General features: G+C 72.8%; 8 protein-coding genes and 1 pseudogene. 2 read left to right on the plus strand and 7 right to left on the minus strand.

Going from position 1 to position 10,935, the window contains the following annotated elements; all coding sequences use genetic code 11:
• Positions 1–161 precede the first annotated feature (161 nt).
• Entirely contained in the window at positions 162–881 is a 720-nt protein-coding gene (locus tag IH80_RS0136975; protein WP_030966256.1) for a PspA/IM30 family protein, read from the plus strand.
• Positions 882–990: 109 nt separating this feature from the next.
• Here the strand turns inward: IH80_RS0136975 and IH80_RS0136980 are convergent, their stop codons facing one another.
• The 7 genes and pseudogenes from IH80_RS0136980 to IH80_RS0137010 form a co-directional block, all read right to left on the minus strand.
• Positions 991–3,621: a SpoIIE family protein phosphatase gene (locus IH80_RS0136980; RefSeq protein ID WP_199819364.1), complete on the minus strand. Its 2,631-nt coding sequence runs from the start codon at positions 3,619–3,621 to the stop codon at positions 991–993.
• A gap of 196 nt (positions 3,622–3,817) precedes the next feature.
• The gene (locus tag IH80_RS0136985) at positions 3,818–4,258 is read right to left on the minus strand and encodes an ATP-binding protein (protein WP_030966259.1); all 441 of its coding nucleotides are present in this window, start codon (positions 4,256–4,258) and stop codon (positions 3,818–3,820) included.
• Positions 4,259–4,523: 265 nt separating this feature from the next.
• A pseudogene (locus IH80_RS0136990) lies at positions 4,524–4,928 on the minus strand ((deoxy)nucleoside triphosphate pyrophosphohydrolase); the annotation flags it as partial.
• Positions 4,929–4,966: 38 nt separating this feature from the next.
• Complete coding sequence (locus tag IH80_RS0136995) at positions 4,967–5,152, minus strand: SPOR domain-containing protein (RefSeq protein WP_030966261.1); 186 nt, start codon at positions 5,150–5,152, stop codon at positions 4,967–4,969.
• Between the two features lie 507 nt (positions 5,153–5,659).
• The gene (locus IH80_RS0137000; RefSeq protein WP_030966263.1) at positions 5,660–6,412 is read right to left on the minus strand and encodes a GntR family transcriptional regulator; all 753 of its coding nucleotides are present in this window, start codon (positions 6,410–6,412) and stop codon (positions 5,660–5,662) included.
• 172 nt (positions 6,413–6,584) lie between these two features.
• The gene (locus IH80_RS0137005) at positions 6,585–7,769 is read right to left on the minus strand and encodes a DUF4190 domain-containing protein (protein ID WP_030966264.1); all 1,185 of its coding nucleotides are present in this window, start codon (positions 7,767–7,769) and stop codon (positions 6,585–6,587) included.
• A 159-nt stretch (positions 7,770–7,928) separates the two neighbouring features.
• Entirely contained in the window at positions 7,929–9,500 is a 1,572-nt protein-coding gene (locus IH80_RS0137010; protein WP_030966265.1) for a S8 family peptidase, read from the minus strand.
• 196 nt (positions 9,501–9,696) lie between these two features.
• On the opposite strand from IH80_RS0137010, the gene IH80_RS0137015 reads away from it, so the two are divergent.
• On the plus strand, positions 9,697–10,812 hold the full coding sequence (locus IH80_RS0137015; RefSeq protein WP_030966266.1) for a threonine synthase: 1,116 nt from the start codon (positions 9,697–9,699) through the stop codon (positions 10,810–10,812).
• Positions 10,813–10,935 lie beyond the last annotated feature (123 nt).

Below are 10,935 nucleotides of genomic sequence, written 5' to 3' on the forward strand. Positions count from 1 at the left end.
GTGGGGGGTTCGGTGGTTTCGGGGGTGGCGGTGGCAGCGGCCCGGGCTCCTTCGGGGGCGGCGGCACCCGGGGCCGCATGGGCGGTGGGGGCCGCTTCTGAGACGCCCGCGGCGCGGGTCCCGTACCGGACAAGTCCATCCCTCACCAGGAGAGACCCATCATGAGCAAGCAGACCATCCTCGGCCGGGTCACCCAGCTCGCCAAGGCCAACATCAACGCGCTGCTGGACCAGGCGGAGGACCCGCAGAAGATGCTGGACCAGCTGATCCGGGACTACAGCAACAACATCTCGGAGGCGGACCAGGCGGTCGCGACGACGATCGGCAACCTGCGGATGCTGGAGGCGGACCACCAGGAGGACGTGGACGCGGCCGCCGAGTGGGGTTCCAAGGCCCTGGCGGCGAGCCGGAAGGCGGACGAGCTGAGGACGTCGGGGGCGACGGCGGAGGCCGACCGGTTCGACAACCTGGCGAAGGTGGCGCTGGGCCGGCAGCTGCAGTCGGAGAAGGAGGCGGAGACGGCCGAGCCGACGATCGCCGCGCAGACGGCGGTCGTCGACAAGCTCAGGTCGGGCCTGGATGCGATGCGGAACAAGCTGACGCAACTCCAGGCGAAGCGGGACGAGCTGGTGGCGCGGGCGCGGACCGCCGAGGCCCAGAACACCATGCTGGACGCGGTGAAGAACATCGACGTCATGGACCCGACCAGCGATCTCCACCGCTTCGAGGAGAAGGTGCGGCGCGAAGAGGCGATGGCGTTGGGCAAGCAGGAGCTGGCCGCCTCCTCGCTGGACGCGCAGTTCGAGTCCCTGGAGGACCTCGGCAGGGCCTCGGAGATCGAGGCCCGCCTGGCCGCCCTCAAGCAGGGCCGGGCCGCCTAGCCGGCCGGGGCCGCGCAACCTTCGGCGCGTTCCGCCGCGGCCGCCCTGACGTCCGGGTCCTCCAGCGGGTCGTCGCGGCGGGCAGGCGGGCGGCCCGCCCCCGGTGCGGTCAGCCGTACATGTTCAGCAGTTGCTCCGCGGAGAGTTCCGAGACGGCCTGCTCCGCGGCTCCGGGCAGGGGCAGTTCGAACCACACGGTCTTGCCGCGGTGGGTGCGCCGGGTGCCCCACCCGGCGGACAGCAGGCCCACCAGCTGCAGGCCCCGGCCGCCCTCGTCGGTGTCGCGGGCGCGCCGGCGCCGTGGCTGGACCAGGTTCGCGTCCCACACCTCGCACACGAGCGTCCGGTCCAGCAGCAGCCTGAGCCGGATCTCGCCCTCGCCGTAGCGCAGGGCGTTGGTGACGAGTTCGCTGACCAGGAGCTCGGTGGTGTCCAGCAGGCCCTCCAGGCCCCACGCCGGCAGCTTGGCCCGGGCCAGTTCCCGCGCCCGGCCCACGGAGCGGGCCTCGCGCGGCAGCTGCCAGTCGCCGACGGCGTCCACGGGCAGCCCCTGCACCCGGGCCATCAGCAGGGCGATGTCGTCCTCGCCGTGCCGGGTGTCCAGGGTGTTCAGCACGTGGTCGCAGACGTCCTCCAGGGGGCGGACCGGGTCGGCGAGCGCAGCGCGCAGACCGCGCAGGCCCTCCTCCAGGGGATGGTCCCGGGATTCCACGAGCCCGTCGGTGTAGAGGGCGAGCAGGGCGCCCTCGGGGAGCTCGACCTCGACCTCCTCGAACGGCTCGCCGCCGACTCCGAGCGGCAGCCCGGGCGGCACCTCCAGCAGCAGGGCGGGCATGGGCGGGCGGTCCTCCTGCGGTCCGTGCTGGTTCGGTGACACCAGGACGGGCGGCATGTGGCCGGCGTTGGCGATGGTGCAGCGCCGCGTGACCGGGTCGTAGACCGCGTACACGCAGGTGGCGAGGTACACCTCCGAGCGGTCCGCGTCCCGTGAGTGCAGGGCGGCCCGGGAGGCCTGCTGGGAGCCGCCGGGGGCGCCGAGTCCGCGTGCGATCTCGTCGAGTGCGGTCAGCACCTCCGCCGGTTCGAGGTCCAGCAGGGCCAGGGTCCGTACCGCGGTGCGCAGTTCGCCCATGGCCACGGCGGCGCGCAGGCCGCGGCCCATGACGTCGCCGACGACCAGTGCGGTGCGGTGGCCGGGGAGTTCGATGACGTCGAACCAGTCGCCGCCGACCTCCGTCGCCGCGTTGCCGGGCAGGTACCGGCAGGCGATGTCCAGGCCGGCCGCCTCCGGGTCACCGGGGGGCAGCAGGCTGCGCTGCAGGATGAGCGCCCGTTCGTGCTCGCGCCGGTAGAGCCGGGCGTTGTCGATGCAGACGGCGGCCCGGGCGGCCAGTTCCACGGCCACCGCCCGGTCCCGTTCGCCGAAGGGCTCGCTGCCCTTGGTACGGGAGAACTGCGCGAGTCCGACCACGGTGTCGTGGGCGACCATCGGCACCACCAGGGTGGACTGCACGAGGTCTTCCGGTCCGCCGCCCTCGATCAGCCGCGGCCGTGCCGTGCGCAGGGCGAGCGCGCCCGGTGAGGCCGCCGGGTAGCGGTGGATGTCGCCCACGGCGACCAGGGCGCCGGGGCCGGACAGCGGTGCGTCCGAGACCGCGGAGGCGAAGGCCACCCGCCGCAGCGGGGCGGAGGGGGTACGGGCCGGGCCCTGGCCGGGCAGGCTGGGGACGCCGGGGCCCTGGGGCCGTGCGGGCCGGTCGTCGTCACCGAGGAGCAGCCCCTGGTAGAGGTCGACGGCGGCGAGGTCGCAGAAGCCGGGGACGGTGACGTCGAGGAGTTCCCGGGCGGTGGTCTCCAGGTCGAGGGAGTTCCCGATGCGGTGCCCGGCCTCGTTGAGCAGGGCGAGGTTGCGCCGTACCCCGGCGGCCTCGCGGGCGGCGAGGTGGCGGCGGGTGACGTCGGTGCCGATGCCGGCGACGCCGATGGGGCGGCCGCTGCCGCCGTGCACGCGGTAGAGGTTGATGGACCAGTGGCGGTTCTCCCGGCTGCGCGGGGTGGATCCGGTGATGCGCAGGTCGGTGACCGCGTCGCCGGTGTCCAGCACCCGGCGCAGGGCGTCCGCCATCCGGTCGGCCTCGTGCGCGGGCAGGTAGTCGTGCACGGTGCGGCCGCGGTGCGTCTCTGCGGTGCCGCCGAAGACGGTGGCGAAGCGGCGGTTGGCCCGCTGCACGGTGAGGTCGGTGCCGAACAGCAGGAAGCCGAAGGGAGATTGGCCGAATATGGCTTGTGAGGCGGCAAGGTCGGATTCGATGCGGCGCAGCGCGCGTACGTCGACGACGACGCAGAGGGCGGCCCGTTGCGCGGTTTCGGTCTGGGTGGGCATCACATAGATCTCGGCCACGCCGTGCGCGCCGTTCCCGCCCGGGATCCGGAAGGGGATCAGGCCGGTCCACTCCTTGCCGTCGAGGATCTCGGCGACCTTGCGGTGGGCGTCGGGTCGCAACTCGGGAGGCATGAAGGCGTCGACCGGGTCTCGCCCCACGGTCTGGGCGGCCGTCAGTCCGAACAGCTCCTCGGCGCGCAGGCTCCATTGGTCGATGTACCCGTCGGGTCCGATCGAGAAGGATGCGACCTTTATGTAGTCATATATCGAGCCAGGCGGACTGCTGTGCCACAGGGCGTCGTGCCATGTCTCCCGAGGCACGTCGGCCTGATGTGCCTGCGCAGGTATTTCGCTCACGCGACCGTCCCCTCCAGCTCACCGCAACCGGACCGGCCATGACGGAAGTATTCAGCACCACGACCCCGGACGGCACGGCGTTCACGATCACAGCACGGTCTCGATGATTTCGAGCCATGTCGCGCGATCTCCCCCGGCCCCCTCCCGGTCACCGCCGGAAGGCGCCGCGGGGGGTCCCCCGCCACTGCTCACCTTGTTACTCACCAGGAAGAGCCAACTCGAACCACACAGTCTTCCCTGTTTTCCCGTGACGCGTCCCCCATCGCTGCGAGGAGACGGCGACGAGGTGCAGGCCACGACCCCCCTCGTCCTCCGAGTCCGCCACCCGCTCGCGGGGCGGATCCGGAAGCGGATCGGAGATCTCCACCAGCAGGGCGGGGCCTCCGGCGGGGGTGTCCGCGGGGCCGTCCGCGGCCGGATTCCGTCGTACCAGGCGGACGCCGATGGGGCCGGAGGCGTAGCGCAGGGAATTGGTCACGAGCTCGCTGACCAGCAGGACGGTGACGTCGCCGACGGCTTCGAGGCCCCATTCGTGCAGGGTTCCGCGCACGGCGTGGCGAGCGGTACGGACGGCGCCGGGCTCGGCGGGGAAGGCCCACTCGGCGCACTCACCGTCTGTGTCGATCACGCCGATCACTTCCCGGGCCATCGGTGACCCCAGTCCGGTTCGTCGGGGACGAAAGGGGGACGAGATAGGGATTAATAGCGACATACCCGATATTCGGGGCGTCGTACCACTCGATCCCGAACCCACCGGCGCACTGTGGCGCAGACGGCCTAGAAGGCGGGCGTCACACGCCCCCCTCGGCGGGCGCACCGTCGGCCGGCCCGCTCCTGTCGCCGTTCGCGCCGCCCTTCCCGTCACCGGCCTTCCCGTCGCCGGCCGCACCGTCGGCCGGCCGCCCGTCCGGCCCGACCGCGCGCAGCCGGCGTCCGGCCTCGGCGACCGCGGGGCGGTCCTGGTCGAGCCAGTCCACCGACTCCAGCTCCTCCGGCCCCAGCCAGCGCAGTTCGTCGTGGTCCTCCAGCGGCGCCGGCACCCCCGAGACCAGCCGGGCCGTCCACACGTGCAGGACCAGCCCGGGCCTCAGCGGCCACTCCCCCGGGATCCGCTCCAGCGGCTCGGTCTCCACGCCGAGTTCCTCGCGCAGTTCGCGCACCAGCGCCTCGGGTACGGATTCGCCCGGCTCGGCCTTGCCCCCCGGCAGCTCCCAGCGTCCGGCGAGCTCCGGCGGCGCGCTGCGGCGGGCGGCCAGCAGGCGCCCCTCATGGCAAAGGGCTCCGCCCACGACCACTCGTTCAGTCATGGGCGGAGCCTATGCCGACGCCGCGAGGCGCCGTGAACTCAGTTCATCGTGGCGGTCTGGCCGATCCGCTCGACCCAGTAGAGCTGCTTGTGTCCTCGGTCGTCGAGACTGTCGGCGATCTTCTGGGCCTCGGCCCGGGTGGCGTACCGACCCACCCGGTAGCGGTTGCCGTTGTCGTCCTGACGTATGACCAGCCACGGGAGCAGGGCACCGCTGTCGTTCATTGCGTTTCACCCTCCGCCGACGTATCTGCCCGGGAAACCGCATTGCGCATATGCCCGACCTTACGCCCGACCTTTACGGAGCGGATACGGTTTTTCACGAAGAGATACCTGGCGGGCGTACGCATCCGGCCATGCGTACGAGTGCGCCGCGCGCGCCGGTCCAAAGCAGGCGCACGCACGACACCGGGGAACGCGACCGCGCGCCCACGGCTCCCTGCGGGCGGGTATACCCGCAGGTAGCTTGGGGGAACCGGTCGTCCAGGCTGCTCCAGGGCCCGGGAACAGGGCGGTTCCGGCCGCCGCGGGGACGCCGCCGAGGGCGTGCGCGACCGCCCGGCGGTCCGCGGAATGCGCCCTTCGGGGCGGCCGCGGCGATCACCATCGCGCCGAAACCCGCCGCCGTCCGGACCGTACCGGGGCGGACGGCGGGGCCCGGGGCCGCACACCGCCGGGCGGAGCGGCCCCGCACCCGGGCCGCGCAGGGACCCGGGACGGTGCGGGCGCGCGCTAGCGCACCGGCAGGTGGTACGAAAGGCGGTACCGGTCCGCCGGGACGACCACGTCGGCCGTCTCCACCGCGCGGCCGGAGGCGTAGTAGGTACGGCCGATCACCAGCACCACATGACCGGGGACCCCGCCGAGCAGGAGGATCTCCTCCGCCAGCCCGGGCCGCGCACCGACCTCCTCCACCATGTTGTCGACGACGACGTCGATCGCGGCCATCCGGTCGACGACTCCGGAGCCACCCAGCGGGCCCTCCTCGGGCAGCATCACCGGGGTGCGGCCGGTCACGGCGAGGGGCTCCCAGGAGGTCGAGAGCATCATCACCTCGCCCGCGTCGCGGAAGACGTACCGCGTCCGCATCACCCGCTCGCCCGGCTCGATGCCCAGCCGCTTCGCGATCTCTGCGGGCGCGCCCGCCTGTTCGCTGCTCGACTCCCACGTCCCCCGCGCGCCGGAGTCGGCCTGCTCCTGCCGGAACGGCGTCGAGGTACCGCCCGTGCGGTAGCCGGAGCGGGCCACCCGCCGCGGCACCGGCTGCTCGCGCACGTACGTACCGGACCCGGACCGGCCCTCGACCAGCCCCTCCGCCATGAGGACCTTGCGCGCCTCCAGGGCCACGGTGTCGGAGACCCCGTACTCCTCGCGGATGCGGGCCTGGGACGGGAGCCGGGCGTGCGGGGGCAGAGAACCGTCGACGATCTGACGTCGAAGATCCCCGGCCACGCGAAGATAGGCCGGCTGCTCACCGAAAGTCACTGGCCACTCCCATCAGGTTGACAGACAGCTACACCCTGGCAACCGACGGTTGAAGACCGCAAGCAAGGGCCAGAGTTTCACCCGAAGTGATGAAGCCAGGTCACTCAAACCCGTTACCGCGCGTTACCCCGGCGGTCTCACGCCGCCGACGCCACTCCGCCGCCCGCCGGGGTCACGCCGCCCCGGACGAGGGCACCCCGCCGGACCCGTCCTCCGGCTCCTCCAACTCCTCCGAGCTGCTCTGGTCGTCCTCCAGCCACTGCGGAATCTCCGTCGCAAGCCCGTACGCGCCCCGCAGCGCCTTCTCCGTCTCCAGGGACATCGCGGCGACGGCCCGGTCCCACAGCCGGTCGAACTCCGCCCCCGTCCGCGCCTGGGAGGCGCGCTGCCAGGCAGCGCGGGCCGCCTCGATCTCCTTGAGCTGCGCCGGAAGGGCCGTCTCCAGCCCGGGCCGGGTCGCGTGCTGCTGGAGGACCTTCGCCTCCTCGCCCAGCGCCGCGTGCATCTCGCGCGCCCACGCCTGGTGCTTCTGCAGCGCGTCCGCCGCGTCCTCCCCGGGCGGGCGGCTCATGACGAACTCGACGCCGTTGGCCGCCCGCAGGAAGGCCGCCTGCTCCGGCTTCAGCATCCCGGCGTCCCGGCGGAGGCTGCCGCGCCACTCCTCCTCCGTCGTGCCGATCACGCAGAGCAGCAGCCGGTCCCCCTGCTGCCAGGACTGGCGCGAGGGCGCGTAGTAGAACATCTCCGCGAACTCGGGCAGGGCCCAGGTGTCCATCGCGTACTCGTCCTGGGCCTTCCAGCAGGCGTCCTCCGAGGCCCGGTCGGCCACCTCCGCATCGGGGTCCTCCACGCCGCCCACCGTCTTCGCCGCGGTCACCTCGCCGTGGTGCACCTGCGCACAGTCCACCGCGTACATGAGGGGCCGCTCCTCGAACAGGTCGCCGCCGGGGACGTTGAAGCAGTCACCCGCCTTCAGGTCGTCGATGTTCCTGAGCTCGCCCTCGACCTCGGTGTAGTCGGAAGGCGCCGGGACCCGGCTGCCGACCCCCTCCACGAAGCGGCCGACGGCGAAGACCATCACGCCGGACATCACGACGGACACCACCAGTCCCGCGATCGCCAGGACCTTGCCCCGGTCCCCCTTCCTCGCGATCTGGACGAGGGCCGCGATGCCGAAGGCGATGCCGAGCGGCGGGAAGCACAGCAGCCCGGAGAGGAGGGAGGCGAGGGCGAAGCCGTTGAGCGCCGGCGGTTGCGGTCCCTGGCCGAGCGGCGGCGCCCATCCCCACTCCGGCTGCTGTGACGGCGGGGGCCAGGAGTGGCCCGGTCCGGAAGGAGGACTCGGCGGGATGCTCAAGGGGTCGGACTCCATCGCAGGTGGCAGTGGCATCGCGGGGCACCAGGAGGCACCACGAGGGGCGCGAACGGATGCGCGAATAGTACGCAGCGGGGGCGACCGTCACTCGGTCGCCCCCGCTGTCACCTCATGGCCCGGTCATCACCGGCGGCCCGTTGCTCAGAACTGGAGCGCCCAGGAGTCGAGCTTCCCGGTGTCGCCGTTGGAGTTGTCGTGGACCCGGAGCTTCCAGGTGCCGTTCGGCGCCTCGGAGGAGGCGTTCACGGTGAAGGTCCGGACGATGTTGTCGGCGCTGCCGCCGGAGCGGTTGTGCAGGGTGTAGACGCTGCCGTCGGGCGCGATCAGGTCGACCCTCAGGTCACCGATGTAGGTGTGCTTGATGTCGACCGGAACCTTCAGCGTCGTCGGGGCGTTGCCGACGACACCGCTGACGGAGATCGAGGACTCGACGGTCGCCTGGTCGTTGATCGCGTGGTCGGTCGTGTTCTCGAAGCGCCGGCCCGGCGGGACGGGGCCCAGGGCCGTGACGTGCAGCAGGCGGTTCGGCGAACCGGTGCCGGGGCCCGAGACCAGGTTCGGGGTGGCGGAGCCGATCAGGGCCGTCGCCACCTGCGCCGGGGTGCTGGCCGGGTTCTGCGAGAGGTACACGGCGGCCGCACCCGCGACGTGCGGCGTGGCCATCGAGGTGCCGTTGATGGTGTTCATCGCGTAGTCGCCCGTGCTCCACGCGGAGGTGATGGCGGAGCCCGGGGCGAAGATGTCCAGGGAGGGGCCGTAGTTGGAGTAGCTCGCCCGGGCGTCGGAGCTGGTCGTGGCCCCGACGGTGATGGCCTCGGCGACGCGGGCCGGGGACTTGGTGGAGGCGTTCTCCGACTCGTTGCCCGCGGCCACGGCGTAGGTGATGCCGGAGGCTATGGAGTTGCGGACGGCCGTGTCGAGCGCGGTGTCCGCGCCCCCGCCGAGCGACATGTTGGCGACGGCCGGCTTGACGGCGTTGCGGGTCACCCAGTCGATGCCCGCGACGACCTGGGCGGTCGTGCCGGAGCCGGTGTCGTCGAGGACGCGGACGCCGACGATCTTGGCCTTCTTGGCCACGCCGTACGAGCCGCCCGCGACGGTACCGGCGACGTGCGTGCCGTGACCGTGGCCGTCCTGGGCGGTGTTGTCGTTGTCGATGGCGTCGTAGCCGTAGGAGGCACGGCCGCCGAAGTCCTGGTGCGTGATCCGCACGCCGGTGTCGATGACGTACGCGGTGACGCCCTCGCCCGCCTTGTCCGGGTAGGTGTAGCTCTGGTTCAGCGGCAGCGCCCGCTGGTCGACGCGGTCCAGGCCCCAGGACGGCGGGGACGGCTGGGTGGCGCTGACGGTGAAGGTGCGGTTCTGCACGACCGACTGGACCGCCGGGTCGGCGGCGAGCTTCTCGGCCTGCGCCTGCGAGAGCTCGACGGAATAGCCGTTGAGGGCCGCGCTGTAGGTCCGGTCGATCTTCGCGCCGTACTTCTTGGCGACGAGCTTGCCGTTCACCGTGGTCGACCGGGGCGCGGTGTCCTTCAGGGTCACGATGTAGCTGTTGGGCACGGACCCCGGGGCCCCAGCGTTCTGGACCACGCCCCGCGCACCGCCGTCGGCGGCCGAGGCGGGCAGCGCGACGGCCGCGCCCAGCGCGAGGGCCACGACCGCGGTCGCGCTGATGCCGGTGATCTTCCGGCGCGTATGACGCATCACTGGCATGTGACGGTCCTCCTCCTAGGTGGTGCACTGCGGGGGGCAGCGGGGCCTCGCAAACGTGGCCATGACAATGAATACGGCTCGACGGGCGGTCGCCCCCGAAAGGTCGACCCGCCCTCGGCGAGACCCTCAGGAGGACGGACGAACGCGTAACATCCGTGCCATACACCGGCCATGACCGAGCAAAGGCGCTCTGCACATGACGCACGCACCCCCCGGTTACGTCTGCTCCGAGGACGGTACACGCGCCGACGTCCGGACCGCTCCCTGGGGGTGCCCTCTGTGCGGCGGACCCTGGGACCTCGATTTCACGCCGGACCCGGACGCGGCGCTCGACCCGTCCGCCGGACCGAATTCCCTGTGGCGGTACGGGCCGGTGCTGCCGCTTCCGGGGGCGTTCTCCCTCTCCCTGGCGGAGGGTCACACTCCGCTGATCCCGCTGGGGGAACGGATCCACGCCAAGCTCGACTTCCTGATGCCGACGCTGTCCTTCAAGGACCGGGGCGCCGTGATGCTCGTGGAACTCGCCCGTCGGCTGGCGCCGCAGCGCGTCGTGGCGGACAGCAGCGGCAACGCGGGGACGTCGGTGGCGGCGTACTGCGCACGGGCCGGGCTCGACTGTGAAATCTTCGTACCCGAAGGGACATCGGAGAAGAAGACCGAACAGATGCGGGCGCACGGGGCGGTCGTCCGCGTGGTCCCGGGCGGCCGCGAGGCCGCGGCCCTGGCCGCCCGCAAGGAGGCGGACGCCCCGGGCGTCTTCTACGCCAGCCACGTGTTCAACCCGTACTTCCTGCACGGGACCAAGACCTACGTGTACGAGGTGTGGGAGGAGATGGGCCGGCGGCTCCCCGAGGCGCTGGTGGTGCCGGTGGGCAACGGCACCCTGCTGCTCGGCGCCGCGCTGGCGACGCAGGAGCTGGCCCGACGCGGCGTCAGACCGCCGGCCCTGATCGCGGTCCAGTCGGAGGCGGTGGCCCCGCTGGCGGAGGCTTTCGCTGCGGGCGCGGAGGATGCCACGCCGGTGGAGCAGCGGCCCACCCTGGCCGAGGGGATCGCGATCCCGGCGCCACCGCGCGCCCGCCAGATCCTGGCCGCGGTCCGGGCGTCCGGCGGCACCTTCCTGACGGTCCCGGACGCCCGGCTGCGCGAGGCCCAGCGGGACCTGGCCCGGCGCGGCCTGTTCGTCGAACCGACGGCCGCCGCCTGCTGGGCAGCGGTGGGCCCCTCCTCCCCGACCGACCCCTTGCAGGGCCGCACAGCAGTGATCCCCCTCTGCGGCGCGGGCCGCGCCTCGAGCCCCGCCGACGATTGAGGCTCGGGAGCCCGGGGGCTCGGGGGGCTGGGAGGCCCGGGGGCTGGGGGCTCGGGGGCTGGGGGCTCGGCGGCTGGGGGCTCGGGGGGCGGGGGGGGGGCGGGGGGGGGGGGGGGGGCGGCG

Origin of the sequence: Streptomyces sp. NRRL S-378 (genome assembly GCF_000720645.1) — a bacterium.
GTDB lineage: Bacteria > Actinomycetota > Actinomycetes > Streptomycetales > Streptomycetaceae > Streptomyces.

What these genes read in the sequence shown, in the direction of transcription:
- IH80_RS0136975 (WP_030966256.1), top strand. Translation starts at nt 162, where the DNA reads ATGAGCAAGCAGACCATCCTCGGCCGGGTCACCCAGCTCGCCAAGGCC.
- IH80_RS0136995 (WP_030966261.1), bottom strand. Translation starts at nt 5,152, where the DNA reads ATGAACGACAGCGGTGCCCTGCTCCCGTGGCTGGTCATACGTCAGGAC.
- IH80_RS0137010 (WP_030966265.1), bottom strand. Translation starts at nt 9,500, where the DNA reads ATGCCAGTGATGCGTCATACGCGCCGGAAGATCACCGGCATCAGCGCG.
- IH80_RS0137015 (WP_030966266.1), top strand. Translation starts at nt 9,697, where the DNA reads ATGACGCACGCACCCCCCGGTTACGTCTGCTCCGAGGACGGTACACGC.